The sequence below is a fragment of the Ectorhizobium quercum genome (genome assembly GCF_026552795.1).
GTDB classification, from domain to species: domain Bacteria; phylum Pseudomonadota; class Alphaproteobacteria; order Rhizobiales; family Rhizobiaceae; genus Ectorhizobium; species Ectorhizobium quercum.
Window position 1 is genome coordinate 282,682 of record NZ_JANFPI010000001.1, and the last position, 25,363, is coordinate 308,044.

Annotated in this window: 24 protein-coding genes; 11 read left to right on the plus strand and 13 right to left on the minus strand. The window is 65.1% G+C overall.

Annotated features, from left to right (window positions below; translation table 11 throughout):
* Window positions 1-205 precede the first annotated feature (205 nt).
* The gene (locus NOF55_RS01330; protein ID WP_306409513.1) at window positions 206-1,297 is read left to right on the plus strand and encodes a GGDEF domain-containing protein; all 1,092 of its coding nucleotides are present in this window, start codon (window positions 206-208) and stop codon (window positions 1,295-1,297) included.
* 12 nt (window positions 1,298-1,309) lie between these two features.
* Here NOF55_RS01330 and dut read toward each other — a convergent pair whose 3' ends face one another.
* Window positions 1,310-1,780 (minus strand): dUTP diphosphatase, encoded by a 471-nt coding sequence (gene dut / locus NOF55_RS01335; protein ID WP_306409514.1) that lies wholly within the window; start codon window positions 1,778-1,780, stop codon window positions 1,310-1,312.
* Window positions 1,781-1,870: 90 nt separating this feature from the next.
* Here dut and NOF55_RS01340 point away from each other — a divergent pair, with 90 nt between their 5' ends.
* Complete coding sequence (locus tag NOF55_RS01340; RefSeq protein ID WP_306409515.1) at window positions 1,871-3,451, plus strand: peptide chain release factor 3; 1,581 nt, start codon at window positions 1,871-1,873, stop codon at window positions 3,449-3,451.
* Window positions 3,452-3,453: 2 nt separating this feature from the next.
* Here the strand turns inward: NOF55_RS01340 and NOF55_RS01345 are convergent, their stop codons facing one another.
* Window positions 3,454-5,085: an alpha/beta hydrolase gene (locus NOF55_RS01345; protein WP_306409516.1), complete on the minus strand. Its 1,632-nt coding sequence runs from the start codon at window positions 5,083-5,085 to the stop codon at window positions 3,454-3,456.
* 221 nt (window positions 5,086-5,306) lie between these two features.
* Here NOF55_RS01345 and NOF55_RS01350 point away from each other — a divergent pair, with 221 nt between their 5' ends.
* The gene (locus NOF55_RS01350; RefSeq protein ID WP_306409517.1) at window positions 5,307-6,116 is read left to right on the plus strand and encodes a class II glutamine amidotransferase; all 810 of its coding nucleotides are present in this window, start codon (window positions 5,307-5,309) and stop codon (window positions 6,114-6,116) included.
* A 59-nt stretch (window positions 6,117-6,175) separates the two neighbouring features.
* On the opposite strand, the gene coaBC is transcribed toward NOF55_RS01350, so the two are convergent.
* The 3 genes from coaBC to ubiE all read right to left on the minus strand — a co-directional run bounded on the left by coaBC (window position 6,176) and on the right by ubiE (window position 9,844).
* Window positions 6,176-7,384 carry a bifunctional phosphopantothenoylcysteine decarboxylase/phosphopantothenate--cysteine ligase CoaBC gene (coaBC, locus tag NOF55_RS01355; RefSeq protein ID WP_306409518.1) on the minus strand — a complete coding sequence of 403 codons (1,209 nt, stop codon included), beginning with the start codon at window positions 7,382-7,384 and terminating at the stop codon, window positions 6,176-6,178.
* Window positions 7,385-7,404: 20 nt separating this feature from the next.
* Window positions 7,405-8,979 (minus strand): 2-polyprenylphenol 6-hydroxylase, encoded by a 1,575-nt coding sequence (ubiB, locus tag NOF55_RS01360; RefSeq protein ID WP_306409519.1) that lies wholly within the window; start codon window positions 8,977-8,979, stop codon window positions 7,405-7,407.
* Window positions 8,980-9,067: 88 nt separating this feature from the next.
* The gene (gene ubiE, locus NOF55_RS01365) at window positions 9,068-9,844 is read right to left on the minus strand and encodes a bifunctional demethylmenaquinone methyltransferase/2-methoxy-6-polyprenyl-1,4-benzoquinol methylase UbiE (protein WP_306410165.1); all 777 of its coding nucleotides are present in this window, start codon (window positions 9,842-9,844) and stop codon (window positions 9,068-9,070) included.
* A gap of 141 nt (window positions 9,845-9,985) precedes the next feature.
* Here ubiE and mutM point away from each other — a divergent pair, with 141 nt between their 5' ends.
* The 4 genes from mutM to NOF55_RS01385 all read left to right on the plus strand — a co-directional run bounded on the left by mutM (window position 9,986) and on the right by NOF55_RS01385 (window position 14,317).
* Window positions 9,986-10,876: a bifunctional DNA-formamidopyrimidine glycosylase/DNA-(apurinic or apyrimidinic site) lyase gene (gene mutM / locus NOF55_RS01370; RefSeq protein WP_306409520.1), complete on the plus strand. Its 891-nt coding sequence runs from the start codon at window positions 9,986-9,988 to the stop codon at window positions 10,874-10,876.
* A 211-nt stretch (window positions 10,877-11,087) separates the two neighbouring features.
* The gene (gene rpsT / locus NOF55_RS01375; RefSeq protein WP_306409521.1) at window positions 11,088-11,354 is read left to right on the plus strand and encodes a 30S ribosomal protein S20; all 267 of its coding nucleotides are present in this window, start codon (window positions 11,088-11,090) and stop codon (window positions 11,352-11,354) included.
* A gap of 883 nt (window positions 11,355-12,237) precedes the next feature.
* The gene (gene dnaA / locus NOF55_RS01380) at window positions 12,238-13,686 is read left to right on the plus strand and encodes a chromosomal replication initiator protein DnaA (RefSeq protein WP_370868863.1); all 1,449 of its coding nucleotides are present in this window, start codon (window positions 12,238-12,240) and stop codon (window positions 13,684-13,686) included.
* A 13-nt stretch (window positions 13,687-13,699) separates the two neighbouring features.
* A complete protein-coding gene (locus NOF55_RS01385; protein WP_306409523.1) occupies window positions 13,700-14,317 on the plus strand; it encodes a LysE family translocator in 618 nt (205 codons plus the stop codon).
* 59 nt (window positions 14,318-14,376) lie between these two features.
* Here NOF55_RS01385 and gcvA read toward each other — a convergent pair whose 3' ends face one another.
* Window positions 14,377-15,267: a transcriptional regulator GcvA gene (gene gcvA / locus NOF55_RS01390; RefSeq protein ID WP_306409524.1), complete on the minus strand. Its 891-nt coding sequence runs from the start codon at window positions 15,265-15,267 to the stop codon at window positions 14,377-14,379.
* Between the two features lie 219 nt (window positions 15,268-15,486).
* Between gcvA and NOF55_RS01395 the strand changes: the two genes are divergently transcribed.
* On the plus strand, window positions 15,487-16,398 hold the full coding sequence (locus NOF55_RS01395) for a DMT family transporter (RefSeq protein ID WP_306409525.1): 912 nt from the start codon (window positions 15,487-15,489) through the stop codon (window positions 16,396-16,398).
* Between the two features lie 110 nt (window positions 16,399-16,508).
* Here NOF55_RS01395 and hemW read toward each other — a convergent pair whose 3' ends face one another.
* From hemW to rph, 4 genes are read right to left on the minus strand one after another with little or no spacing between them, the layout of a single operon-like run.
* The gene (gene hemW / locus NOF55_RS01400; RefSeq protein WP_306409526.1) at window positions 16,509-17,693 is read right to left on the minus strand and encodes a radical SAM family heme chaperone HemW; all 1,185 of its coding nucleotides are present in this window, start codon (window positions 17,691-17,693) and stop codon (window positions 16,509-16,511) included.
* Window positions 17,694-17,697: 4 nt separating this feature from the next.
* Entirely contained in the window at window positions 17,698-18,342 is a 645-nt protein-coding gene (gene rdgB / locus NOF55_RS01405; protein WP_306409527.1) for an RdgB/HAM1 family non-canonical purine NTP pyrophosphatase, read from the minus strand.
* 4 nt (window positions 18,343-18,346) lie between these two features.
* A complete protein-coding gene (locus tag NOF55_RS01410) occupies window positions 18,347-18,769 on the minus strand; it encodes a VOC family protein (RefSeq protein WP_306409528.1) in 423 nt (140 codons plus the stop codon).
* A 13-nt stretch (window positions 18,770-18,782) separates the two neighbouring features.
* Window positions 18,783-19,499, minus strand: coding sequence for a ribonuclease PH (gene rph / locus NOF55_RS01415; RefSeq protein ID WP_306409529.1), 717 nt, complete (start codon window positions 19,497-19,499; stop codon window positions 18,783-18,785).
* 164 nt (window positions 19,500-19,663) lie between these two features.
* Here rph and hrcA point away from each other — a divergent pair, with 164 nt between their 5' ends.
* The 3 genes from hrcA to NOF55_RS01430 all read left to right on the plus strand — a co-directional run bounded on the left by hrcA (window position 19,664) and on the right by NOF55_RS01430 (window position 22,176).
* Window positions 19,664-20,749, plus strand: coding sequence for a heat-inducible transcriptional repressor HrcA (gene hrcA, locus NOF55_RS01420; protein ID WP_306410166.1), 1,086 nt, complete (start codon window positions 19,664-19,666; stop codon window positions 20,747-20,749).
* A gap of 69 nt (window positions 20,750-20,818) precedes the next feature.
* Window positions 20,819-21,451: a nucleotide exchange factor GrpE gene (grpE, locus tag NOF55_RS01425; RefSeq protein ID WP_306409530.1), complete on the plus strand. Its 633-nt coding sequence runs from the start codon at window positions 20,819-20,821 to the stop codon at window positions 21,449-21,451.
* 95 nt (window positions 21,452-21,546) lie between these two features.
* Window positions 21,547-22,176, plus strand: coding sequence for a histidine phosphatase family protein (locus tag NOF55_RS01430; protein WP_306409531.1), 630 nt, complete (start codon window positions 21,547-21,549; stop codon window positions 22,174-22,176).
* A 104-nt stretch (window positions 22,177-22,280) separates the two neighbouring features.
* On the opposite strand, the gene ptsN is transcribed toward NOF55_RS01430, so the two are convergent.
* From ptsN to rpoN, 3 genes are all read right to left on the minus strand, one after another.
* Complete coding sequence (gene ptsN, locus NOF55_RS01435) at window positions 22,281-22,745, minus strand: PTS IIA-like nitrogen regulatory protein PtsN (protein ID WP_306409532.1); 465 nt, start codon at window positions 22,743-22,745, stop codon at window positions 22,281-22,283.
* Window positions 22,746-22,813: 68 nt separating this feature from the next.
* Window positions 22,814-23,386, minus strand: a complete 573-nt coding sequence (gene hpf / locus NOF55_RS01440; protein WP_306409533.1) for a ribosome hibernation-promoting factor, HPF/YfiA family — start codon at window positions 23,384-23,386, stop codon at window positions 22,814-22,816.
* A gap of 334 nt (window positions 23,387-23,720) precedes the next feature.
* On the minus strand, window positions 23,721-25,277 hold the full coding sequence (gene rpoN / locus NOF55_RS01445) for an RNA polymerase factor sigma-54 (RefSeq protein WP_306409534.1): 1,557 nt from the start codon (window positions 25,275-25,277) through the stop codon (window positions 23,721-23,723).
* Between the last annotated feature and the right edge of the window lie 86 nt (window positions 25,278-25,363).

The window sequence follows — 25,363 nt, forward strand, 5'->3', positions numbered from 1 at the left end:
TAGTGACGGGCGCTTTGCGCGAAAGCCGTGCCGCCGTCTTCCTGGTGCCGGCGAGGGCGCGAAGTGCATGAAGGGTCAGGGAGTTCATCGCATGAGGCGATTGCAACGGCTTGCGGACTTCTTCGGAAATCCGTTCCGTTCCCGATCGTCCGCATGGAAGAAGCGATCTGTCCGGGAAGGGAAGCCCCAAGCTGCGGACAATGGATTGACTTTTCGGCACATCTATTCGCCGGGCGCCGCCTCGCACCGGCCCGAGGCCCGGCTGGCATTCCGGAACGCGTTCGTCCGGGGGCTGATCGTGTCCGTTCCGGTGCTGGTGCTGCATGCGCTGCTGCTTGCCTTGGCCGGCGAGCCGGGCTGGGCGCTCCTGTCGGTTGCAGTCATTCTCGTCATAGCCATCGCCTGTATGGTCGCGATCCATGCGCCGGATCACCATCCCCTGGCGGCAACCGCCGTGCCGGCGGTGGTGTTCGCGTCGGCCTATTGCCTCGTTCTGGCCATAGGGTTCGGGCCGGCGTTCGGTTTTCACAATCTGCTGATCGTGTTCCTGCCGCTGATGCTGCTGTGGGAGAAAGTCGGCGAGGCCGGAAAATGGGGCGGGGCGACGGCGCTGGCCCTTGTCGTCCTTTGGGTGGAACTCGGCGGTGCCGGCACCTTCCTTGCGAAGGGTGATGCGGCCGGTCTCCCCGCGAATCTGTTCCGTTTCGTCAATGTCGCGGCGTCCCTGCTGCTGCTGGTGGCGTTCGTCCGCATCCTGTTCGATTTCAAGGACGACCAACGGCGCAGGGAGCCGTCTCCGGCCGTTTCGTCGCGGTCGGGCACCGGCGGGAGCGAAAGGCGGCGGTTGACGGATGCGGTCAACAGGCCGCACCTGCATTTTCTCGATCCGGATCGGGTCTTCTCGGTGATTTTCGTCGGCATCGATCATCACGTGGCCATTGCCGAAATCTTCGGGCCTCGGGCGGCGGACGACGTCACCCGTCACGTCTCCGCGCTGATCATGGGCAAGGTGCGCGAAACGGACATGATCAGCCGGCGCTGCCGCGGCGGCTTTCTCATCTTCCTGCCGGAAACGGTGGAGGAGGAGGCCCACACGGTCGGCGAGCGCATCCGCATGGCGATTGCCGCCACCCTGTTGCCGGCCGCCGGATTGACGATCAGGGTGTCGGCGACGCTTGGCATCGCCCAGTCCGCATCCAATGCGGATGTGGCGGCGGTGATCGAGGAGGCGCAGAACGCGGCGGCTGCCGGACGCGCCGCCGGGCATAACAGGACGATGCTGGCTGGCCTGCTCTGAGAGGCGCCGGCCTCAGACGCCGGTCGAGCCGAAGCCGCCCGCGCCGCGGCCGGTGCCGGAGGTTTCCGTCACTTCGGCAACAGTGATCTGCGTGACCGGCGCGATGACCATCTGGGCGATGCGCATGCCGCGCTCGATGACGAAATCCGCCTCGCCCAGATTGACGAGCAGCACCTTCACCTCGCCGCGATAATCGCTGTCGACTGTTCCGGGCGTGTTCAGGCAGGTGATTCCGTTCTTGAAGGCAAGGCCGGAGCGCGGACGGATCTGCGCCTCGAAGCCGCCGGGAATTTCCATGACAAAGCCGGTGGGAACCAGCGCCCGCCGGCCGGGCGCCAGCGTCAGCGGCTCGCCTTCCGCCACGGCCGCGCGCAGGTCCATGCCGGCGGCGCCCGCCGTCTCGTAGGAGGGCAGGTCCAGTCCTTCGCCGTGCGGCAGGCGAAGAAGTTTCAGGGTCGGGCGTGCGGGATCGTGAAGGGTCATGGGCGATATGTTTGTCTTTTGCGGGCCGGGGTCAATTGCAAAGGGGGGGCATACCCGCTAGATACGCGGCAATTCCACAGGATTCAGAGAATGGCCGAAACCCTTTCCGAAGCGGTCTCCCGCCGCCGCACTTTCGCGATCATCGCGCACCCGGACGCCGGCAAGACCACGCTGACCGAAAAACTGCTGCTGTTCGGCGGCGCCATCCAGCTTGCCGGCGAAGTGAAGGCGAAGAAGGACCGCATCCAGACCCGCTCGGACTGGATGAAGATCGAGCGCGAGCGCGGCATCTCGGTCGTGACCTCGGTCATGACCTTCGAATACGGCGGCAACGTCTTCAACATTCTCGACACGCCCGGTCACGAGGACTTCGCGGACGACACCTACCGCACGCTGACGGCGGTGGACGCCGCCATCATGGTCATCGACGCTGCCAAGGGCATCGAGCCGCGCACGCTGAAGCTGTTCGAAGTCTGCCGCATGCGCGATATCCCGATCATCACCTTCATCAACAAGATGGACCGTGAAAGCCGCGATCCCTTCGAGATTCTCGACGAGGTGGAGGAAAAGCTGGCGCTCGACACCGCGCCCGTCACCTGGCCGGTCGGCCGCTCCAAGACCTTCTGCGGCGCTTACAATCTCGCCGACGGCACGTTCCGCGGCGCGGATACGCAGGTCGAGGCCGAAAAGGTTGACGGTCCGCGGGCCGTCGCCGCCCACCTGCCGGAAAACGAACGGCAGGTCTTCGTCGACGAGCTGGAACTTGCCATCGAAGCCTGCCGTCCCTTCGACCGGGAAGCGTTCCTGGAAGGCCACATGACGCCGGTCTTCTTCGGCTCGGCGCTCAGGAACTTCGGCGTTCGCGATCTCATCGATGCGCTGGGCGCCTTCGCGCCGCCGCCGCGCGACCAGGTGGCCGATACCCGCACCGTGCATGCCTCGGAAGATTCCATGACCGCCTTCGTCTTCAAGATCCAGGCGAACATGGACCCGAACCACCGCGACCGCATCGCCTTTGCGCGCATCTGCTCCGGCAAGCTGCAACGCGGCATGAAGGCGCGGCTGGCCCGCACCGGCAAGCAGATCGGCCTCACCGCGCCGCAGTTTTTCTTCGCCTCGCAGCGCCAGCTCGCGGATACGGCCTATGCGGGCGATGTCGTCGGCATTCCCAACCACGGCACGCTCAGGATCGGCGATACGCTGACGGAGGGCGAGGCGATCGTCTTTCAGGGCGTGCCGAACTTCGCGCCGGAAATCCTGCGCCGCGTGCGGCTCGAGGATGCCATGAAGGCGAAGAAGCTGAAGGAAGCGCTCCAGCAGATGGCGGAGGAGGGCGTCGTGCAGCTCTTCTCGCCGGAAGACGGCTCGCCGGCCATCGTCGGCGTCGTCGGCGCGCTCCAGCTCGACGTTTTGAAGGAGCGCCTGATGGCCGAATACGGCCTGCCCGTGTCCTTCGAAATGTCGCGCTTTTCCGTTTGCCGCTGGATTTCGGCCGATCAGGCGGGCGACCTCGACACGTTCATGAACAGCCATCGCGGTGACATCGCCCGCGATCTTGACGGCGATCCGGTCTACCTGTCGCAGGATGCATTCTCGCTACGCTATGAATCGGAGCGCTATCCGGCCGTCAGGATGGTGGCGATCAAGGAGTATCACGCCGTCAAGGCGTGATATTACGGGTCGGCATCGACGAAATGCTGGCGCAGCCGGTGAAGGCCGGCCTCGTCATAGGCGCCCGTTCCCGTCACCGCCACCCAGGCATCGAGATAGTGTTCCGGCGCGTAGGAATGTCCGTAGCCGTTCGGCGCCTGATTGGCGATCAGCATGTCGAATCCCATTTGCAGGAAGGTGACGGCCGGAAACCAGCGCACGGACGGCGAGACGTCCGGCGCGCGCGGCGCCTCAAGGATCGCTGGCGGGCGGTAAAAGCTGGCAGGTTCGAAAAAGGTGACGGCGTCGCTTGCATATTGCAGATAGACGATCCTGATCGGCCCCCACCCGTCCTGCGGGCCGCGTCCCGTCAGGTCGAGCGCGTTGGTCTGGCTGGTGAAGCGGATGGCCGCGCCGTCGCGGTAGCGCGGCAGCCAGACGGGCGTGTCCCTCTCGCGCTCGGCCGTCGCCATCTGCCAGAGGCGGCTGTTGAAGGGCGGGCCGCTCCATAGCGCCCCCTGGAACGGGTCGCCGGCGATATCCAGGAAATCGGCGGAAAGATCGGAATTCATCGCGCCGAGGCTGAGGCCGAAGAGATAGAGCAGCGGGCGGCTGTCGCGCGGCAGCGTCTTCCAGTGGCCGTAGACGGCGTTGAAAAGCGCGCGGGCGCTTTCCTGGCCGTAGCCCGGTTCGACGGCCAGTGCGAGAAAGCTGCTGAGATAGGAATATTGAAGCGCCACGCTGGCAATATCGCCATTGTGCAGGAACTCGATGGAATCGATTGCGGCCTGATCCACCCAGCCGGTGCCGGTCGGGGTGATGAGAAGCAGGACCTTGCGCTCGAAGCCGCCGGCCCGTTTCAGGTCCTCCAGCGCGAGTGCCGCCCGTTCCTCCACCGTTTCCGCTGTGTTCAGCCCGGCATAGATGCGAACGGGGGTGAGGGCGGGCTTGTCGGAAAACCGCTCCATTTCCTCAAGGGTCGGTCCGGTTGAGACATAGGAGCGGCCCTGACGGCCCAACGTGTCGAAATCGATCAGCGAACCGGGGCCGCCGGCGCGCAACGGCGAGGCGGGTGCGGCGAGGTCGGCATCGATCAGGGCGTCGAGGCGCTGGTAGGAGCCGTCGACGGCGCGCAACGCGTAGCGCAGCACGACGCCGTCGATGATCCCGGCCATCAGCAGCGCTGTTGCGAGAAGCCCGGCAAGCGTGGCCGCCCGCCGCGGCACGCGGTGATGAATGCTGGAGGTGACGGTGCGGATCACAAGAAGGATCGAGCGGGCAAGGCCGAGCAGGGCGAAGAAGATGGCCAGTGCGATTCCCGAGACCTTGAGGATGCCGAAAGGCTCGATCGACTGCATCGCCATCAATCCGCGCAGTTCCTTCTGCCAGCCTTCGGCCAGGAACAGCATGGCGATGCCGAACAGGCTGGCGGCAAGGGCGATCCAGCGGCCCGGCCGGCGCGGCAGGTCCGGCAGTTCGAGAAGGCGGCCGAGTGCGGCGACCGCCGTGCCGGCGCCATAGCCGACCGCAAGGCACAATCCCGAAAGGGCGCCCTGCATCAGTGCCGTGCGCGGCAGAAGGCTGGGGGTGAGGGAGGCGGCGAGAAAAAGGGAGGCTCCGGTTATCCCGGCAAGCGACAGGCGTCTCGGAAACAATGGGCACTTCTCCGTTGGCATCGAACTTTATTGTAGCACGATCGCGACGCGCGGGGCGTCCGGCCGGGCCGGGGGAGGAGCCGTTCACTTGAGGATACCGGCATTGCAAAAGTGTGAACGGCGGGCGGCCCGGAATCGTGCAAGATTTCCGTTCGTTCAGTTTGCATTAACTTACACGGATGGAAACTGGCGTCGACGTCAACAAAGCCGGAGTGTTCAGAATGTGCCGCTGGGCTGCCTATCGCGGGGCGCCTGTTTTCATCGAGGAACTCGTGTCTTCGCCCGCCCATTCGCTGATTGTCCAGTCCCATTGTGCCACGATGGCACATACGGCCACCAATGGTGACGGTTTCGGCCTCGCGTGGTATGGCGAAAGGCCGGAGCCGGGGCGTTATCGTGACGTTCTGCCCGCCTGGGCGGATTGCAATCTGCGAAGCCTTGCCAGCCAGATCCGTTCCGGCCTTTTCCTCGCCCATGTCCGGGCCGCCACCCACGGTTCGACGCGCCGCGACAATTGCCATCCCTTCGTCGTCGGCAACTGGTCCTTCATGCACAATGGCCAGATTTCCGGTTTCGCGCATCTGCGCCGCCGGCTGGAAGCCGAGCTGTCCGATGTGCTGTTCGGTTTCCGCACCGGCACCACCGATTCCGAATTGCTGTTCCTGCTCGCCCTGCAATTCGGTCTCGACGACAAGCCGCTGGAGGCGATGGCCAAGGCGGCCGGCTTCGTCGAGGACCTGTCCAACGAGATTCTGGGCCATGCGCTGCTGCGCTTCACCGCCGCCTTTTCGGACGGAAAGAACCTCTTTGCCGTGCGTTATGCCACCGATGCGCGGGCGCCGACATTGTATGCCGCGCCGGTCTGCGGCGGCTCCGGGCATTGCCTTGTGTCCGAGCCGCTCGACGACGAGAAGGACGCCTGGGTGGAAATTCCCGACGGCTCGACGGTCATCCTCAACGAGCGCGGCCTGGATGTCGCCCTGTTCGAACCCGCGACCGGCTGGGCGGCGAGGATGCGCAAGGCGGGCTGACCCCGGAGCATTTCCAGCAAAGGGGGACGCGGTTGTGCGTCCGGACATGCGGAGATGCTCTATGGCGCCAGCCGCTCCGCGGCAAAGGCGGCGAGCCTTGCGGCCACCGCCTCCTTGTCCATCTCCGGCCATTCGTCGATCCCGTCGCGGGAGACGATCTTCACGCTGTTGCGCGTGCCGCCCATGATGCCGGTTTCCGGCGAAACGTCGTTGGCGACGATGAAATCCGCGCCCTTCGCATCGAGCTTCGTCCGGGCGTTGGCGAGAATATCGTGCGTCTCGGCGGCGAAGCCGATGATCAGTTTCGGGCGGGCGGCATGGTGGCCCACGGTCTTCAGGATGTCGGGATTTTCCGTCATGGCGAGGGTCGGCGCCTTGTCGCCCGGCTTCTTCTTGATCTTGCGGGCCGATTCCGCCGCCACGCGCCAATCGGCGACCGCCGCCACCATGACCGCGAGATCGGCGGGAAGCGCACCCAGAACCGCTTCCAGCATCTCCGCCGCCCGCTCCACATGGATGACCTTCACGCCGGCCGGATCGGGGATCGAGACGGGGCCGGACACCAGCGTCACATCGGCGCCGAGTGCGGCAAGTGCTGCCGCGATCGCGTGGCCCTGCCGGCCCGACGAGCGATTGGCGATGTAGCGCACCGGGTCGATGGGCTCGTGCGTCGGGCCGGAGGTGACGATGGCCCGCTTGCCCGCAAGCGGCCGGGGCGTGTCGTCGAGAAGCGCTTGCGCCGACGCGACGATGTCCAGCGGCTCGGCCATGCGGCCGATGCCCTGTTCGCCCGCCTCGGCCATCTCGCCGGCCATCGGCCCGATGAAGCGGACGCCGTCTGCGGTCAATGTCCTGAGGTTGCGCTGCGTGGCCGGGTTCGACCACATGGCCGGGTTCATCGCCGGGGCCATCAGCACCGGGCGGTCCGTGGCGAGCAGGATGGCCGAGGCCAGGTCGTCGGCCAGCCCGTTGGCGCGCTTCGCCATCAGGTCGGCGGTCGCCGGCGCCACGACGATCAGGTCGTGCCCGCGGGCAAGGCGGATATGGCCGACATCCTGCTCGTCCGTGCGGGAAAAGAGATCGAGGAAGACATGGGTCGCCGACAGCGCGCCGACCGCAAGCGGCGTCACGAATTCCTGCGCCGCCTTCGTCATCACCGGCGTGACGGTCGCGCCGCGCTCGCGCAGCCGGCGGATCAGGTCGAGGCTCTTGTAGGCGGCGATGCCGCCGGAGATGATGAGAAGGATGCGCTTGCCGGAAAGTGTCATGGTCCCCTCCCGTTTCCCGATCAGGTGAACTGCACGGCGATGTAGACGAGCGACGCGGCGATCACCCAGAGCGCCAGACGGCCCGACCGGCTGTGCCGCGCCTCGGCGCGCCCGATGGCCTCGGCCGTTTCCGGGTCGAAGCGCAGGCCCTTGTCCACCATGCCGGCGATGTCGTGATTGAGCTTTTCCGCCCGGGCCGCGATCTCGGGCGCCGCTTCCGCCAGCCGCCGCGCCGCCTTCAGCCCCTCGCGCACGTCGTTGACGATACGGCCGGGGCCGAGGTTCTGGCGAATCCAGCCCCCGACCACCGGCTCGGACGCCTTCCACATGTTGAACTGCGGATTGAGGATGCGCGCCACGCCCTCGACCACGACCATCGTCTTCTGGAGGTTCACCAGTTCGGGCCGGGTTTCCATGTCGAAAAGCTCCGTCACCTCGAAGAGCAAGGTCAGCAGCTTGCCCATCGAGATGGTTTCCGCCGGCTGGCCGTGGATCGGTTCGCCGATGGCGCGGATTGCCTGCGCGAAGCTTGCGATATCGTGATGGGCGGGCACGTAGCCGGCTTCGAAATGCACTTCCGCCACGCGCATGTAGTCGCGGGCGATGAAGCCGTAGAGGATTTCGGCGAGGAAGCGGCGCTGTTTCGGATCGAGCCGCCCGACGATGCCCATGTCGACTGCGACGATCATGCCGTGCGCGTCGACGAACAGATTGCCGGGGTGCATGTCGGCATGGAAGAAGCCGTCGCGCAGCGTGTGCCGCAGGAAGGACTGGATCAGCGTGTCGGCGAGCCTGTCGAGGTCGTGGCCGGAGGCTCGAAGCGCCTCGACGTCCGACATCTTGATCCCGTCGATCCACTCCATCGTCACGACGTCGCGGCCGGTGCGCTCCCAGTCCACCTTCGGCACGCGGAAGCCCGGATCGTTTTTCGTGTTGTCGGCGATTTCGGAAAGGGCGGCGGCCTCGAGGCGCAGGTCCATCTCGATGCGGGTCGTCTGCTCGAGCGTTCTCGTGACCTCGACCGGGCGCAGGCGCCGGTGGGAGGGGAGGAAGCGCTCCTGCATCCGGGCCACGAGATACATGGCCTCCAGATCCTGCGTGAAGCGCTGGCGCACCCCGGGGCGGATGACCTTCACGGCCACCCGGCGGGGCCCCGACGCCGTCGCCACTTCCGCCGGATGGACCTGGGCGATGGAGGCAGCGGCGATCGGCGCGTCGAAGCGGCTGTAGAGTTGTGAAACCGGGCGTCCGAGCGAACCCTCTATGGCCTTTTCCGCAGCCTTTTGCGGAAAGAAGGCCATGCGGTCCTGAAGCTTGGCGAGGTCGTCGGCGAAGTCCTTGCCCACCACGTCCGGACGCGTGGCGAGAAATTGCCCCATCTTCACGTAGGACGGGCCGAGCCGTTCCACGGCGCTCGCCAGCCGGTCGCTGCGGTCGGCGTCGCGTGCGCGGTTGCGGGCCAGAAGCGAGGTCGCCTTTCTGGCCGCGATCGCAAGGGGGGGCATCCCCTCTTCGGGGAGGGCGGCGATCACACCCTCGCGCATCAGCACCCAGCCGACGCGGACGAGTTGGTAATAGGCGTTGAAAAGGCTCATCGGCGCCCTTCCGTGCGGAAGCGATTCCAGCGAAGGCGTGAAGCGGCCCCGCATGCGCGATCACCTGAAAAAGCCTCGATGCGAGCCATCACAGCTTCCAGCCGGAATGCAGCGCGGCGATGCCGCCGGTATAGTTCGTGTAACTGACCCGCGAGAAGCCGGCGTCGCGGATCATCGTCGCGAAATCCTCCTGATTGGGGAATTTGCGGATCGATTCCACCAGATACTGGTAGGGCTCGGCATCGCCGGTGATCATCTTGCCGAAGCGCGGAATGGCGTGGAACGACCAGGCATCGTAGAACCGGTCGAGCAGGGGCATCTCCACTTCGGAAAACTCCAGCACCAAGAGCCGGCCGCCGCGCTTCAGCACCCGATGGGCCTCCGAAAGCGCCACGTCGATATGCGGCACGTTGCGGATGCCGAAGGCGATCGTATAGGCGTCGAACGAGCCGTCCTCGAAGGGCAGCTCTTCGGCATTGGCCTCGACGAAGGTCAGATTGTCGGCAAGCCCCTTCCTGCGGGCGCGCTCCTCGCCGACGCCGAGCATGGAGCCGTTGATGTCGAGCACCGTCGCATGGGCCTGCCGGTTCGAGGCCTCGACGATGCGGAAGGCGATGTCGCCCGTGCCGCCGGCAACGTCCAGCACCGTGTAGCCCGGCTCCTTGCGCGGGTTGAGCGCCGCGATCATGGCGTCCTTCCAGGCGCGGTGCAGGCCGGCCGACATCACGTCGTTCATGATGTCGTAGCGCTTCGCGACCTTGTGGAACACATCGTTCACGAGACCCTGCTTTTCTCCCTCGTTCACCTCGCGGAACCCGTAGGAGGTCGCCATACCGCCATCGGCGGTGGTGCGGCTGTCGGCCATCATGAAACTCCCTGCTTTAAACTCGAACTGCGGCGCACCATATAGCAGGCGAAGAACCGGCGCCATGCCGCGGGTTGCGACCAATTAGGTCAAGTTCTATAGCTCAAGCGCCCGACCGTTGAAACAGGAAGATAAAGCGCCATGCCGGAATTGCCAGAGGTCGAAACGGTGCGCCGGGGACTTGCCCCGGTCATGGAGGGCGCCGTCATCGAACGGCTTCAGCTCAACCGTTCCGATCTGCGCTTCCCCTTTCCGCCGGGCCTTGCCGAACGCGCGCAAGGGCGCCGTATCCTGTCGCTCGGACGGCGCGCCAAGTATCTCCTGATCGAGCTGGACGACGGTGCGACGATCGTCGCGCATCTCGGCATGTCGGGCTCGTTTCGCGTCGAGGCCGGCGAGGGGACCGAGACGCCCGGCGACTTCCACCACCCGCGCTCCAAGGACACAAGGCACGACCATGTGGTTTTCCACCTGCGCGGCCCGGCGGGGCCGGTGCGGGTCCTTTACAACGACCCGCGGCGTTTCGGCTTTGTCGACCTGATCGCGCCGGGCGGCCGCGATGCCTATCCGCCCTTCCTGGGGCTCGGGCCGGAGCCGACCGGCAACAGCCTGGACGCCGCCTATCTGGCCGCGCGCTTCGCCGGCCGGGCGCAGCCGCTGAAGAGCGCGCTGCTCGACCAGAAGGTGATCGCCGGGCTCGGCAATATCTATGTGTGCGAGGCGCTGTGGCGCGCGCAGCTTTCGCCCGCGCGCAAAGCGGGCAGCCTGGTGACGCCGGCGGGAGGGCCGAGCGGCGAGCTGGAGCGCCTGACGGACGCGATCCGCGCGGTGATCGCCGATGCCATCGCCGCCGGCGGCTCCTCGCTGAAGGACCATATCCGCACGGACGGATCGCTCGGCTATTTCCAGCACTCCTTTTCCGTCTACGATCGCGCCGGCGCGGCCTGCCCGACGCCCGGCTGCGGCGCCACCGTTCTGCGCATGGTGCAGGCCGGCCGCTCGACCTTCCATTGCGCCGCCTGCCAGACATGATCCCGGGCCATCGGGGGGAGGCGGGGAATCGGGAATGTTGCATGCCGGGCGAAATTGCGCGTTGACGCCGTGCCGCTTTCCCGTTATAGGACCGCCCACGGTTTAGGAAAGCCCCGCGGGTTTTCCGGTTGCTCCCGTTTGCTGTCATGACAGGCTGTCGAAGGCCGGCGCGGCGATCGCGGAGATAGGTTCGATTTCGAGAGAGGCATAAATGGCCAATACCACTTCCGCGAAAAAGGCGACCCGCAAGATCGCCCGCCGCACCGCCATCAACAAGGCACGTCGCTCGCGCGTCCGCGGCTTCATCCGCAAGGTCGAGGAAGCCATCGCAACCGGCGATCTCGCAACGGCGACGGAAGCCCTGCGCGCCGCGCAGCCTGAAATCCAGCGCGCCGCCACGAAGGGTGTCCTGCACGGCAACACCGCTTCCCGCAAGGTGTCGCGTCTGGCCCAGCGCGTGAAGGCGCTCGCCGCTTAATCTACACATTTGTGACATGTTTGAACCCGGCCGTATGACGGCCGGGTTTTTCGATTCATACTTGTCTTGAAGATGTCGCAGGCTTGCTTCCGAAGGTCGTTCGCGGCTTGTTCCGCGCTTTGGTGGCAGCATAAATAATCGTGTAAAAACAAGAGATTATCGGAGAACTGCGATCCGTCTCCGCCAGTGGCGGGGAGCGTCCGGGCCTGATCCTGAGTCAAGCGCTTTTTTATTTTTTTGTCGTATTGGCCGGTCTCATACCAGCCATTTTTGAATCCCATTGATTCAAAAGCGATTCTCCAACGGGGTAATTGTGACGCTCAAATGACGCCCCGAGAGTCAATGGCTTTCCGGCGCGCCGCGTCAAAAAAGGCCGTTGATCTCCCTGATCGATCCTGCGTAAATGGCTCTCAGGAAAGGGCCGAGGCCGATAAGAACGGACCTGAAAATCTGATCGCAGCCGATGCGGCAGAATAAGGCTTGGACCCTTCCTCGGAGCAGATCTGCTTCGTTTTTTCATTCACTGGCTGACTGAAGCCTGCACTGTCGGTAGATGCAGAATGTGTTTCTGTGTCCATGTCGGCGTGGCGGGGTGAGGGAAGCCGTATTCTGACGGCTGCGCACGTTTAACGAGGACGGGCGCAGTCGGGCGGACCCTCGGGTCCCGAACGGGGGCGCGGAACGCCGGTTCATGAATGAGCCGTATTTCCGCATGAGAAGAGAAGTCCCGGCGGATGGTATGCAAGCCATCTGGCGGTAATGAAATTCGGAAGGCGGCGAAATGCAGATGAACCTGGTGACGAAGAACGTATCCCCCAGCGAAAGCGAGGGCTGCGGGCGGGAGGAACTGGTCTCTGGAACCACGGCAGGAGATGCGGCTTCAATGAAGCATGATGCTCTTTTCGAGCGGGTCAGCATCCGCTTGAAGACGCAGGTGGGCCCGGAAGTTTACGCAAGCTGGTTTGGCAGGCTGAAGCTGCACTCCATCTCCAAGAGCGTCGCCCGGCTGACCGTGCCGACGACTTTCCTGAAATCCTGGATCAACAACCGCTATCTGGATCTGATCACCGGCCTGTTCCAGGCCGAGGACCCGGCGGTCCTGAAGGTCGAGATCCTGGTGCGCACGGCAACCCGCCATCCGCGCGCTCCTGCCGCCGACGAACGTCCGGCAAGCGAGATCGCGGTCAACCAGGGGCGCCTGCGCGGTCCCCAGCAGGTCGGCCAGATCGCCGTGCCGCAGCCGGATTCTGCCGCTGCGCCGCGGTCCGCCGCCGGCCCGCTGTTCGGCTCGCCGCTCGACAGCCGCTTCGTCTTCGACAATTTCATCGAGGGCTCGTCCAACCGCGTGGCGCTGGCCGCCGCCCGGACGATCGCCGAGGCCGGCGCCGGGGCCGTCCGTTTCAATCCGCTCTTCATTCACTCGAATGTCGGTCTTGGAAAGACGCATCTTCTTCAGGCCGTCGCCAATGCCGCCGTCCGTTCGCCGCGCTCGCCGCGCGTCGTCTATCTGACGGCCGAATATTTCATGTGGCGTTTTGCCACCGCCATCCGCGACAATGATGCGCTGACGCTGAAGGATTCGCTGCGCAATATCGATCTGCTGATCATCGACGACATGCAGTTCCTGCAAGGCAAGATGATCCAGCACGAGTTCTGCCATCTGCTCAACATGCTGCTCGACAGCGCCAAGCAGGTCGTCGTCGCCGCGGACCGTGCGCCCTGGGAGCTGGAATCGCTCGACCCGCGCGTCCGTTCGCGTCTTCAGGGCGGCGTCGCCATCGAGATGGAGGCGCCGGATTACGAGATGCGCCTCCAGATGCTGAAGATTCGCCTCGAAGCGGCCCGCGCCGACGACCCGACGCTCGACATTCCCGAGGAAATCCTCAACCACGTCGCGCGCAACGTCACCGCCAGCGGTCGCGAGCTGGAGGGTGCCTTCAACCAGCTCGTGTTCCGCCGCTCCTTCGAGCCGGACATCTCCATCGATCGTGTCGACGAACTGCTCGCCCATCTGGTCGGCACCGGCGAGGCCCGCCGCGTGCGCATCGAGGACATCCAGCGCATCGTTGCCCGCCATTACAACGTGTCGCGGCAGGAGCTGGTTTCGAACCGCCGCACCCGGGTCATCGTCAAGCCGCGCCAGATCGCCATGTATCTGTCGAAGACGCTGACGCCGCGCTCCTTCCCGGAAATTGGCCGGCGTTTCGGCGGCCGCGATCATACGACCGTGCTTCACGCCGTGCGCAAGATCGAGGAACTGATCTCGGCGGATGCCAAGCTCAGCCACGAGATCGAGCTGCTCAAGCGGCTGATCAACGAAAACAACGCCTGACCGGGTGAGCCCGATGTTCCTTCTGTCGGTTGCGATGATCTGGACTGTAGCGGCGATAACGCCGGGTCCGAACACGCTTCTGGCTATCCGCTACGCGCTGACGGCAGAGCGGCGCGTAGCGATCGTCGCGGCCGTCGGAACGATAACCGGCACCTTGTGCTGGGGGCTTGCCGGCTGGTTCGGCATCAATGCGCTGTTTCAGGCGGCCCCTTTCGCCTATACGGCGCTGAAGGTGGTAGGCGGCCTCTATCTGATCTGGCTCGGCGCGAAAATCCTCTGGGCGGCGCGTAGGCCCGCGCCGGCGCCCGAACTGGTGCTGGAGCGCCGGGCTGTGTCGCTGAAGACCGCCTATCGCATGGGGGTGATGACGAACCTTGCCAATCCCAAGTCCGCCCTGTTCGTCGCGAGTCTCTTCGCGGCCACCATGCCGGCGGATGCGCCGTGGCACTATGGCGTCGCCGCCATTGCCACGATGGTCGTCATCTCGGCCATCTACTATGTGATGCTGATCGGCCTTCTGACGCATCGCCGTGTGGCCGCCGCCTATCTCAGGACACGCCGCAAGACCGATCTTCTGGTCGGGACCATCTTCGTCGGCTTCGGCTCGCGGCTTCTCCTGTCCGGGCGCTGAAGCCGTTCCGGCGGGAATGCGGGGATGGAATCTTTCCGCATCCCCGTTTGGTCGCCGTTTCAGGATCTGCCGGCTTCCGAAAGCAGCCAGTCGCGGGTCTGGCGCACGGCGGGGCGGTCCAGCACACCCGGCGGATAGACGATGTAATAGGCGAAACGGCTTTTGACAGGCTTGCCGAAAGGCGCGGCGAGACGCCCCTGCGCAAGATCGTCGGCAACGAAGCCCTGCCGCATCAGGGCGAAGCCGATGCCGGCACGCGCCGCTTCCAGCGCTCCGTTGCTGTCGGGCGCGATGAGCGGCCCCTTGCGCCAGCCGATCTCCGCCACGCCGGCGGCTTCCAGCCAGAGCCGCCAGTCCTCCCGCCCTCCATCGTGGATCAGCGTTGCCCCGTGCAAGGCCCCGGGCTGCGGGTCCGGCCCGAGCCGTTCCGCGACGGCGGGGCTTGCGACCACGATCAGGTCGTCGTCGATCAGCTTTTCGCTGACGAGGCCGGGGTAGCCGCCCAACCCGTGCCGCACGGCCAGCGCGACGCCGTCCCGCTGGAAATCGACGAGCCGGCTCGTCGTGCTGATGCGCAGGTCGATGCCGGCATGGCCGGTCTGGAAACGGTCCACCCGCGGCAGAAGCCACTGGAGGGCGAAGCCCGGCGTGCAGCTCAGCGTGACGATGTCCGACCTCGCCTGCGCCCGTGCGACGGCCGTCGCCTCGCGAATGAGCCGGAACGCCGTATGCAGCGTTGCCGCATAGTCCTTGCCGGTAGGTGTCAGAATGAGCTGTCGCGGCCGCCGTTCGAAAAGCGAAAGCCCGAGCGCGGCTTCCAGCTCCCGCACCTGAAGACTGACCGCGCCGGCCGTCACGTTCAGTTCCGCCGCCGCGCGCGTCATGCTCTGGTGACGGGCGGCGGCCTCGAAGGCGCGCAGGGCGGAAAGGGAGGGCTCGGCCGGGTTCATGGTTTAGAAAAACTCGTTCATGGGTCGAGAAAGTCTCGTTTGCCGAAGGCAGCGCTCAAGGCTATGCAATCCATAGCACAAGGACCAGCCCGCAGCCAGTTTCGCCTGCCTGCCGCAGGGGTGTTTGTGGCGATTCCATCTTGAACGTCCGGCTGCGGGATTCGGGTGGCTACCGGTTGAAGACTGTGGAAAGATGGCCGGGCGGCAAGGGAGAAGGCGATGGCGTCGAAGGAAATGGGACTGGCGGAATGGGCCATGCTGGCGGCGCTCTCCGTGCTGTGGGGCGGCTCCTTCCTTTTCAACGGCATTCTGGTCAAGGTCTGGCCGCCGCTCACCATCGTCGCGGGCCGCGTGGTTCTGGCCGCGCTGGCGCTCTGGCTGGTGGCCCGCCTGTGGGGCATCGTCGTGCCGAAAAGCCGGCAGGCCTGGCAGGCCTTCTTCGGCATGGGCCTGATCAACAATGTCGTGCCCTTCGTCCTGATCGTCTGGGGCCAGACGCATATCGCCAGTGGCCTGGCGGCGATTCTCAACGCCACGACGCCGCTGTTCGGCGTCATCGTCGCGCATGTCCTGACGGCGGACGAAAAATTGACGGTGAACCGCGCCGCCGGCCTGCTTGTCGGCTTCGCCGGGGTGGTCGTCATGGTGGGGCCGTCCGTTCTCGGTCACGCCGGCAACGATTTTCTGGGGGAACTGGCTGTTCTCGGCGCCGCGCTCAGCTATGCCTTCGCCGGTGTCTATGGCCGCCGGTTCAAGGCGATGGGCATGCCGCCGCTCGTGCCGGCGGTCGGCCAGCTCACGGCCTCGTCGGCGCTTCTCCTGCCCGTCGCCCTGCTGGTCGACCGGCCGTTCAGCCTGCCCGTGCCGGGGCTGGAAGCATGGCTCGCCCTGTTCGCGCTCGCGATCCTCTCCTCCGCGCTCGCCTATATCCTGTTCTTCCGCATTCTGGCGACGGCGGGCGCGACGAACCTGATGCTGGTCACGATCCTCATTCCGCCGAGCGCCATCCTGCTGGCGGCGATGGTGCTCGGCGAGCAGCTCGCGCCGCGTCACTTCGCCGGCATGGTGCTGATCGGGGCAGGGCTTGCGGCCATCGACGGCCGCCTCTGGCGACGCTTCGTCGCGCGATAGAGTTTGTCAGGGAAAAGTGGGAACCGGTTTTCCCGAAAAGACAAACGTAAACAAAGAATCCTGGAGTTTGCCTGGTTCAGAATGAACCAGACAGTCTCCAGGCGCGCTGATCAGCAGGCGAGGTCGGCGACCACGGCGTCGAGAATGAGCATGCCGGATGGCGTGCAGCGCAGCCGCGAATTGCCGATACGCTCGACGAAGCCGTGTTCGAGCAGGAGCGCTTCCCGGTCCGGATTGAGATCGCGCCCGGAAAACGCGCTCCAGCGGGCGAGATCGATGCCCTCGCGCAGCCGCAGCCCCATCAGCAGAAGCTCGTCGGCCTGCTCTTCCAGGCCGAGGCGCTCCCGGTCGACCATGCCGTGGCCGTCCTGCTCCACGAGGTCCAGCCAGCGCTCCGGGTTGCGCTCGGTCGCGGTGGCGAGCTTGTCGCGCCCGGTGGTCAGCCGTCCGTGCGCGCCGGGGCCGATGCCGGCATAATCGCCATAGCGCCAGTAGGTGAGATTGTGCCGGCTTTCCGCGCCGGGGCGGGCATGGTTGGAAACCTCGTAGGCCGGCATGCCCTCGGAGGCGGTGATGTCCTGCGTCGCCTCGTAGAGCGTTGCGGACTGGTCGCCGTCCGGCACGATCAGCTTGCCGGCCTTGTGCAGCCCGTAGAAGGGCGTGCCCTCCTCGATGGTGAGCTGGTAGAGCGACAGGTGGTCGACCGCGTAGGAAATGGCCTGCCGCAGTTCCGCCTCCCAAGCCTCCACCGTCTGGTTAGGCCGGGCATAGATCAGGTCGAAGGACATGCGCGGAAAGATCTCGCGCGCCAGCCGGATCGCCTTCAGGGCGTCTTCCACGTTGTGCAGGCGGCCGAGGAATTTCAGGTCGCGGTCGTTCAGGGCCTGCACGCCGAGCGAGACGCGGTTGACGCCGGCGGCGCGATAGCCGCGGAAGCGTTCCGCCTCGACGCTGGAGGGATTGGCCTCCATCGTGATCTCGATGCCGTCCGGCACATGCCAGCTGCGGGCGATGCCGGACAGGATCGCATCGACCGTCTGCGGGTCCATCAGCGAAGGAGTGCCGCCGCCGATGAAGATGCTGGTCACGGTTTTCGGGCCGCTCAGCGCCCGCATCCTCTCCATTTCCCGGAGAAAGGCGGAGACGAAGCGCGGCTGGTCGACCGGCTGGTGGCGCACATGGCTGTTGAAGTCGCAATAGGGGCACTTGGCCGCGCAGAACGGCCAGTGGATATAGACGCCGAAGCCCGGTTCGCCCGTGTCGGGCAGAAGAAAGGTCGAGGCTGCGGCGTTCATGGGGTCAGGCCGTCAGGCAGGTTTCGACGAACAGCTTGAAGGCGCGGGCGCGGTGCGAAAGCGCCGTGGCGTCGCCCGGCTTCCAGCCGTGCTTTTCCTCCGACGTCAGTTCGCCGAAGGTCTTGTCGTAGCCTTGCGGCTGGAAGAGCGGATCGTAGCCGAAGCCCTTGTCGCCGCGCGGAGGCCAGACGACCGTGCCTTCGACCTCGCCGCGGAAGATTTCCGTGTGGCCGTCCGGCCAGGCGAGGCAGAGAACGCTGACGAAACGGGCGGAACGCTGTTCCGGTGCCGTGGCGCCCCGTTCGGCCAGCGCCTTTTCGACCTTTTCCATCGCCCAGGGAAAATCGCGGGTCCCGTCCTCGCGCTCGGCCCAGTTGGCGGTGTAGACCCCCGGCGCGCCGCCGAGCGCGTCGATGACGAGGCCGGAATCGTCGGAGAGCGCGGGCAGGCCGGAGGCTCTGGCCGAAGCGAGCGCCTTGATCGCGGCATTCTCCTCGAAGGTCGTGCCGGTCTCCTCCGGCTCGGCGAATTTCAGTTCGGCGGCGGATTTCGCCGAAAAGCCGAACGGGCCGATCAGTTCCGCGATCTCGCGGATCTTGCCGGCATTGTGGCTTGCGACGACGATGGTGCGGGTGTCGAGCTTGCGCATCGGTTCAGGTCTCTTCCATGTTCCAGATCGCCGGTTCGGCGCATTCGAGGCTGTTTCCCGCCGGGTCGCGGAAATAGAGCGAGCGGGCGCCGTTCGGCCAGCGGAAATCCGCCTCGATGGCGATGCCGGCGGCCCTGAGGCTTTGCGCCATCGCATCGAGTTTCGCGCCGCGCACCCGGAAACAGGCGTGCCCCGGCCCGTGTGCGCCATGCGCGGGAACCGGAAAGCGGCTGGCCGGATCGGGCCGTGCCGTCTCGGCGGCGTTGAAGATCAGCAGAACGCCGGGGCCGCATCGGAAGAAGACGTGCCGGTTGCCGTCGCGCAGGATTTTCTCAAGTCCGAGCAGCGTGCCGTAAAAGGCTTCTGCCGCATCGAGGTCGTCCGCGTAAAGCGCCGTCTCCAGAATGCCTTCGATCAGCTCGGCCACGGGTTCGCTCCGTTCAGGCGATCGCCTGTTTTTGCAGTTCCACCAGTTCGGCGATGCCGTTGCGGGCAAGGCCGAGCAGGGTCATCAACTCGTCCTGGCTGAAGGGTTCGGCCTCCGCCGTGCCCTGGATCTCGACGATGCCGCCCTTGCCGGTCATGACGAAATTGGCGTCGGTCTCGGCAGAGGAATCTTCGAGATAGTCGAGGTCGATGACCGGCTGGCCCGCGAAGATGCCGCAGGAAATGGCGGCGACATGGTCCTTCAGGACCTTCTCGACCTTGACCATGCTGCGCGCTTCCATCCACTTCAGGCAATCGTGAAGGGCGAGGAAGCCGCCGGTGATCGAGGCCGTGCGCGTGCCGCCATCGGCCTGGATGACGTCGCAGTCGATGGTGATCTGGCGTTCGCCGAGCGCCTGGAGATCGACGACGGCGCGCAGCGAGCGGCCGATCAGGCGCTGGATTTCCTGCGTGCGGCCGCCCTGCTTGCCGGCGGCGGCCTCGCGGCGCATGCGGTCGCCGGTGGCGCGCGGCAGCATGCCGTATTCGGCCGTCACCCAGCCCTTGCCGCTGTTGCGCAGCCATGCCGGCGGCTTTTCCTCGAGGCTAGCCGTACAGAGAACATGCGTGTCGCCGAACTTCACCAGACACGAGCCTTCCGCGTGTTTCGAGACGTTGCGCTCGAAGGAAACCTTTCGCATCTGGTCGGTTTTTCTGCCTGAAGGCCGCATTTCTCGCTCCTGAATCCGTTCGTTGGAGCCTTCTACGGGCACGCACGCCGTTTTGCAAAGGAAAAGCGGGCGGGAATGACGGACGTCTCGCCCATTTTCCCTTTTGCATGGGCGAAGTCGTGACTATATTTCGGATATGGAGAATGTCGAGGTGTAACGGACAGATGGGATCGACGAAACCGGCCGGGGAAGAGATTGTCGCGGCGCTGGACGAGCGCTCGCGCGATATTTTCCGTCGTATCGTGGAAACCTACCTCGATACCGGCGAGCCGCTCGGCTCGCGCAACCTGTCCCGGCTGCTGCCGACGCCGCTGTCACCGGCTTCGGTGCGCAACGTGATGAGCGATCTGGAATCGCTCGGACTCATCTATTCGCCGCATGTCAGCGCCGGGCGCCTGCCGACCCAGCAGGGCCTGCGCTTCTTCGTCGATGCCTTCATGCAGGTCGGCGATCTTTCCCATCAGGAGCGCGCCGAAATCGACCGGCAGATCCGCCCCTCCGGCACGGACACGACGATGGAAAGCGTCATGAACGAGGCGAGCCGGCTGCTTTCCGGCGTCTCGCGCGGCGCGGGCCTCGTCATCACCGGCAAGAACGACCCGGTTCTCAAGCATGTCGAGTTCATCCGGCTGGAGCCGACGCGGGCGCTCGCCATTCTGGTCGGCGAGCACAACCAGGTCGAAAACCGCATCATCGAGCTGCCGGCCGGCGTGTCCGCCTCGCAACTCACCGAAGCGGCGAATTTCCTCAACGCCCATCTCGGCGGCCAGACACTCGCGGAGCTGCGCGGCCAGCTTGCCCGGCTGAAGATCGAGATCGCCGGCGAACTCGACCAGCTTGCCGGCGATCTGGTCGAGCGCGGCCTTGCGGTCCGGTCCGGCGAGAGCGAAAGCGGCAAGCCGGCGCGTCTCATCATCCGCGGCCATGCCAACCTGCTGGAAGGGCTGGCGGGCGCGGAAGATATCGACCGCGTGCGCATGCTGTTCGAGGACCTGGAGCAGAAGGACGGGCTGATCGAACTGCTCGATCTGGCCGAAAGCGGGCCGGGCGTGCGCATCTTCATCGGTTCGGAGAACAAGCTTTTCTCGCTGTCCGGCTCATCGCTCATCGTCTCGCCCTATCGCGACAGCGAGGAGCGCATCGTCGGCGTCGTCGGCGTCATCGGGCCGACCCGTCTCAACTATTCCCGCATCGTGCCGATGGTCGACTATACGGCGCAGGTCATGGCAAGGCTGTCCCGAAAGCCTTGATTTTTCCGGGCCGAACCTCGATATGTGCGACGAATTCCTTCATACTCGAAATCGAAATCGGAGTACGTCATGACCGACGAAACAAAGAACAACGGACCTGACGCCAATACGGCGGAAAAGCCGGAGACCGTGGCGGACGAAACCGCCCGGGAAGCGCCGGTTTCCGAGGAATTAAACCCGCTCGACGTTCTGAAGGCCGAAAACGAGGATCTGCGCGACAAGTTCCTGCGGCTTGCCGCCGAGATGGACAACCTGCGCCGCCGCACCGAGCGTGAGGTCAAGGACGCCAAGACCTATGCGGCCTCTTCCTTCGCGCGCGACATGCTGGCCGTTTCCGACAACCTGCGCCGTGCGCTGGACGCCATTCCCGCCGAACTCAAGGATTCCGCCGACGCCGTCATCAAGCCGCTGGTGGAAGGCGTGGAAATGACCGAGCGCTCGATGCTCTCGACGCTTGAGCGTCACGGCGTGAAGAAGATCGAGGCCGAAGGGCAGAAGTTCGACCCCAACTTCCACCAGGCCATGTTCGAGGTGCCGAACCCGAACGTGCCGAACAACACGGTCGTCCAGGTCGTGCAGGCGGGCTACACGATCGGCGACCGCGTTCTGCGCCCGGCGATGGTCGGCGTCGCCAAGGGTGGCCCGAAGGCGGATGCCGCCTCGCCCGAGGAGGCCCCGGCGGAAGGCGGCAAACAGGGCTGAACGGTCGCTATCGCGGCCGGCCCCGTAACGGACAATCGCTCCCTTCTCCCGCGCGGGAGAAGGGATTTTTGTTTGCGTGAGGAAGGCGAAGCGGAATGAAGGATGTTTTCGTCGTCACCCATACCCAGTCCGTCCACCATGTCGAAAACAGGGTCGGCGGCTGGTACGACACGGGATTGACGGAAAAAGGGCTGAGGGACGCCGGCGCGGTCGCCGGGCGGCTTGTGGCCATGATCGGCGGCGGGCCGGTCGAGATTTTCAGTTCCGATCTCCTGCGCGCTACACAGACGGCGGAAGTCATCGCAGGGCGGCTCGGGCAGCATGTTTCCCGTACCGCCGATCTCAGGGAAATCAGCTACGGGGCTGCGGGCGGAAAGCCGCAGGAATGGCTGGATGCCCGTCAGGTTCCCGCTCCCGAGGACAACCGGCTCGATCACCGGGGAGGCGTGGACGACGCCGAAACGCGCCGCGAATTCGCCGCGCGCATCTATCGCGGCATGGACGCCATTCTGGCGCGGCCCTGCGAAACGCAGATCGTGGTGACGCATGGTTTCGCGCTGACCTTCGTCATCGCCGCATGGATCGGCATGCCGCTGGAGGCCGTGGGCCGCGTCAGCTTTCCCGCCCGATCCGGCAGCCTCACCCATCTGCGGCAGGACGATTACTGGCGCAACCGCGCCGTGCTGCGCCTTGCGGATATTTCCCATCTGGCGGAGGAGGAATGAGGCCCGCAGGCCGCTCCCGCACTTTTGTCGTTCGAGCATGAAAAAGCCGCGGTTTTGCCGCGGCTTTTTCATTACATCGACTTTCCGCGATGCGAAAAGGCGGGTCAGGCCGCGTTCGATGCGTGGTCTTCGTTCAGGAAGGTGTAGATGGCCGTGGCCGAATCCGTGGCGCGCAGTTTGGCGACCAGATCCTGGTCGCGCAGCACGCGGGCGATCCGCGAAAGGGCCTTCAGGTGGTCTGCGCCGGCGCCTTCCGGGGCGAGCAGCAGAAAGACGAGATCGACGGGTTCGTCGTCGATCGCTTCGAAATCGACGGGCGTTTCAAGGCGCGCGAACAGGCCGCAGATCGCGGGAATGCTGTTCAGCTTGCCGTGCGGAATGGCGATGCCATTGCCCACGCCGGTGGAGCCCAGCCGTTCGCGCTGGAGAATGACGTCAAAGATTTCGCGTTCGGGCACGCCGGTCAACTTCGCGGCCTTGGCCGCGAGTTCCTGGAGCAATTGCTTCTTGGAATTGACCTTGAGGGCGGGAATGATCGCGTCTGGTTGCAGCAGATCTGCCAAAGCCATACTTCTTTTCCTTCAAGCCTTCAGGCGGAAGAGGGGGGCGCCGGTGCGGCCGGCGCCGCCCGGCTGGTTTAACTCTTGATGCTGGCCGAATCGATCCAGCCGATATTACCGTCCGGACGACGGTAGACGATATTGAGCTGCTCGCTGCCGGGGCTGCGGAACAGCAGGATCGGATCGTCGGTCATGTCCAGCGCGATCACCGCGCTGGCGACCGACATCGTTTTCAGCGGCCGGGTGTTTTCGGCCACGATGGTCGGGGCGAAGTCTTCGGGAACCTCTTCCGCCTCGTCCGGAACGGCATCCATCACGGAGAAGGTGAACTCGCCGGAGGCGCCGTTGGCGCTGGCATGGTGGTCGCGGAGCTTGCCCTTGTAGCGGCGCAGGCGCTTTTCAAGCCGCTCGCAGGCGGTGTCGAAAGCGGCCTGCGGTTCGGTGGCCTGCCCGGTGGCGTGAAGATTGACGCCCGTGTCGAGATGAAGCCTGCAATCCGCCGAAAAGCGGGATGCGGATTTCTCCACGATCACCTGACTGGAATACCCTCCCTCGAAATACTTCGTGACCGCATCGGCAATCTGGCCCTCGATTTTCTGACGGAACGAGTCACCGACATCCATTTGCTTACCGGATACACGCACACTCATGGAGTTTCCCTTCTTGTTGTGATTTGCGGGTACCAGTTTAAGTCAACCCCGGTTCGCATCCAAGCCTTCGCGACAAATATACCGGCTGGCCGAAGCCCGGTCCGGCAGGTGCTTCGTCGTCAATGTGCCGGTATGCCGCAGCAGGGTAGAGGATCCTTCGATCATGCCGTTCTGGCGCATCGTGACTGAGTGCCGGTTCCTCCGGCACAGGTTGTCCCGTGCCCGCATGCCCGATCCTCGATACGAGCGGGCTTCTACCTTTCGGGGCACCGAAAGTCAATTGCCGCTTAAGAACAGGTTAATTTCCCGGCCCCGTATCGTTAACATGCGCCCTTCACTGCGCGGCGATCCTCGCCAGCGCGCGCTTCTCCCGGCGGCGCTGGACGGAGGAGGGGATGTTCATGGCCTCGCGATACTTCGCGACGGTGCGCCGGGCGAGGTCGACGCCGGCGCCCTTCAGGCTTTCGACGATGTCGTCGTCCGACAGAACGGCGTCCGGGCGTTCCTTCTCGATCAGCGCGCGGATGCGGTGGCGCACAGCTTCCGCCGAGTGATTGTCGCCGCCTTCCGCCGAGCCGATCGAGACCGTGAAGAAATATTTCAGTTCGAACAGGCCGCGCGGCGTCAGCATGTATTTGTTGGAGGTGACGCGGCTGACCGTCGATTCGTGCATCTTGATCGCATCGGCGACCGTCTTGAGGTTGAGCGGGCGCAGATGGTCGACACCGTGCAGGAGGAAGGCGTCCTGCTGGCGTACGATCTCGCTTGCCACCTTCATGATCGTGCGGGCGCGCTGGTCGAGGCTGCGGGTCAGCCAGTTGGCGTTCTGCATGCACTCGGACAGGAAGGCCTGGTCCTGGTTGTTCCGGGCGGTGTTGCGCGAAACCTCGGCATAATAACTTTGATTGACCAGAACCCGCGGCAGCGTGTCGGGATTGAGTTCCACCAGCCAGTTTCCCTGCGGGCCGGCGCGGACGACGATGTCGGGCGTGATGGTTTCCGACAGGGCATCGCTGAAGCCGCTGCCGGGCTTCGGATTGAGCCCGCGAATCTCGCCGAGCATCTCGATCAGGTCCTCCTCGTCGACGCCGCACAGCTTCTTGAGCGTGTGAAAGTCGCGTTTCGCCAGCAGGTCCAGATGGTTGACCAGGGCTTCCATCGCCGGGTCGAGACGGTCCTTCTGCCGAAGCTGGATCGCCAGGCACTCGCTGAGCGAGCGAGCGAAGACGCCCGGAGGATCGAGCGTCTGCAACGCCGCCAGGACGCGCTCCAGATCGGCGGCATCCTTGCCCAGCCGCTCCGCGATTTCCGCAAGCTCGCCGCGGAAATAGCCGGCCTCGTCGAGATGGTCGGTCAGGACCTGCGCGATCAGCCGGTCAGGCGCGGTGGTCACGAGAAAAGGGATCTGCTGGTTGAGATGGTCGGTCAGCGTGGGCTGCATCGCCGCGAAGGCATCGAGGTCGTAGCCTTCGCCGGCATCGCCGCCTGGCATGGATTTCCATTGGCTGACCAGTTCCGGCACGTCCGCGTGCCGCTCCGGCCCGTCATCGGGAAACACGTTCTCGAAGCTGGTGTCCAGTGCGCTGTTCAGCCGGTCGGCGCCGCCGGACTGGCCGCTTTCGTACCAGTCGCTCGAAAGCCGCTCCTCGCCCGTGTCGCGGTCGTCCGGGCGCTCCTGCGTTTCGGCGCCGAAGGGTTCGGCCGCCGGTTCCGCAGCGCCGTCGTCATCGCCGGACGAAAGTTCCAGCAGGGGATTTTTCTCGACTTCCTGGGCGATGAACTGGGCCAGTTCGAAATGGGTCATCTGAAGCAGCTGGATGGACTGCATCAGCTGTGGAGTCATGACGAGAGACTGGCTCTGGCGCAGGAAAAGACTGGCGGAAAGTGCCATGACTGACGCGAAACTCCCTCAATTCCCTCGGCGTTCCCCGGTCCTGAAACCCGGACATGCGGAACTGGCCCAAAAATTGCTTTTTT

Excerpts from the sequence above, each read along its gene's own strand:
- dut (WP_306409514.1), bottom strand. The coding sequence starts at position 1,780 with ATGACCCTTCACGATCCCGCACGCCCGACCCTGAAACTTCTTCGCCTG.
- NOF55_RS01340 (WP_306409515.1), top strand. The coding sequence starts at position 1,871 with ATGGCCGAAACCCTTTCCGAAGCGGTCTCCCGCCGCCGCACTTTCGCG.
- NOF55_RS01350 (WP_306409517.1), top strand. The coding sequence starts at position 5,307 with ATGTGCCGCTGGGCTGCCTATCGCGGGGCGCCTGTTTTCATCGAGGAA.
- coaBC (WP_306409518.1), bottom strand. The coding sequence starts at position 7,384 with ATGACACTTTCCGGCAAGCGCATCCTTCTCATCATCTCCGGCGGCATC.
- ubiB (WP_306409519.1), bottom strand. The coding sequence starts at position 8,979 with ATGAGCCTTTTCAACGCCTATTACCAACTCGTCCGCGTCGGCTGGGTG.
- ubiE (WP_306410165.1), bottom strand. The coding sequence starts at position 9,844 with ATGGCCGACAGCCGCACCACCGCCGATGGCGGTATGGCGACCTCCTAC.
- mutM (WP_306409520.1), top strand. The coding sequence starts at position 9,986 with ATGCCGGAATTGCCAGAGGTCGAAACGGTGCGCCGGGGACTTGCCCCG.
- rpsT (WP_306409521.1), top strand. The coding sequence starts at position 11,088 with ATGGCCAATACCACTTCCGCGAAAAAGGCGACCCGCAAGATCGCCCGC.
- dnaA (WP_370868863.1), top strand. The coding sequence starts at position 12,238 with ATGAAGCATGATGCTCTTTTCGAGCGGGTCAGCATCCGCTTGAAGACG.
- NOF55_RS01385 (WP_306409523.1), top strand. The coding sequence starts at position 13,700 with ATGTTCCTTCTGTCGGTTGCGATGATCTGGACTGTAGCGGCGATAACG.
- gcvA (WP_306409524.1), bottom strand. The coding sequence starts at position 15,267 with ATGAACCCGGCCGAGCCCTCCCTTTCCGCCCTGCGCGCCTTCGAGGCC.
- NOF55_RS01395 (WP_306409525.1), top strand. The coding sequence starts at position 15,487 with ATGGCGTCGAAGGAAATGGGACTGGCGGAATGGGCCATGCTGGCGGCG.
- hemW (WP_306409526.1), bottom strand. The coding sequence starts at position 17,693 with ATGAACGCCGCAGCCTCGACCTTTCTTCTGCCCGACACGGGCGAACCG.
- rdgB (WP_306409527.1), bottom strand. The coding sequence starts at position 18,342 with ATGCGCAAGCTCGACACCCGCACCATCGTCGTCGCAAGCCACAATGCC.
- rph (WP_306409529.1), bottom strand. The coding sequence starts at position 19,499 with ATGCGGCCTTCAGGCAGAAAAACCGACCAGATGCGAAAGGTTTCCTTC.
- hrcA (WP_306410166.1), top strand. The coding sequence starts at position 19,664 with ATGGGATCGACGAAACCGGCCGGGGAAGAGATTGTCGCGGCGCTGGAC.
- grpE (WP_306409530.1), top strand. The coding sequence starts at position 20,819 with ATGACCGACGAAACAAAGAACAACGGACCTGACGCCAATACGGCGGAA.
- NOF55_RS01430 (WP_306409531.1), top strand. The coding sequence starts at position 21,547 with ATGAAGGATGTTTTCGTCGTCACCCATACCCAGTCCGTCCACCATGTC.
- ptsN (WP_306409532.1), bottom strand. The coding sequence starts at position 22,745 with ATGGCTTTGGCAGATCTGCTGCAACCAGACGCGATCATTCCCGCCCTC.
- hpf (WP_306409533.1), bottom strand. The coding sequence starts at position 23,386 with ATGAGTGTGCGTGTATCCGGTAAGCAAATGGATGTCGGTGACTCGTTC.
- rpoN (WP_306409534.1), bottom strand. The coding sequence starts at position 25,277 with ATGGCACTTTCCGCCAGTCTTTTCCTGCGCCAGAGCCAGTCTCTCGTC.